This window comes from Pseudoalteromonas sp. P1-16-1b, from assembly GCF_001401785.1.
In the GTDB taxonomy this organism is placed as follows: Bacteria; Pseudomonadota; Gammaproteobacteria; order Enterobacterales; family Alteromonadaceae; genus Pseudoalteromonas; species Pseudoalteromonas undina.
This window is the reverse complement of record NZ_LKGQ01000059.1, coordinates 1-302: the sequence shown is the minus strand read 5'-3', so window position 1 is coordinate 302 and position 302 is coordinate 1. Positions and strand designations below refer to the sequence as shown.

The following is a 302-nucleotide window of genomic DNA, read 5'->3' as shown; positions in this document are numbered from 1 at the left end:
CCCATCCTGCCACGGAAACATGACCGCGCCTGCGGCAATGTTTCATCGTCACTGCAGGGCGATCGAGTACGAGACGATATCCGTGTAGCAGCCCGCGCGTTTGACTGCCCGCGGCTCCGTGCCGAATGCACTGAAGCCCAGCGATTCGTACAGCCCGCGCGCGGCAGCGTTGTCCGCCAGCACCGTGAGGGTGAGCGATTCAATGCCTTCCGCGCGCGCAGCCGCGAACGCGGCAAGAAGAAGCTGACGGGCGATACCCTGGCCACGATGGCCAGCATCCACGTGGACACTGTGCACTTCCG

1 protein-coding gene is annotated in these 302 nt (G+C 64.6%); it reads right to left on the bottom strand.

The window, feature by feature from the left end; genetic code table 11:
- Positions 1–48 precede the first annotated feature (48 nt).
- Positions 49–302 (bottom strand): GNAT family N-acetyltransferase (locus AN392_RS18170; protein ID WP_144430249.1); only part of this gene is annotated, 254 nt, incomplete at its 5' end.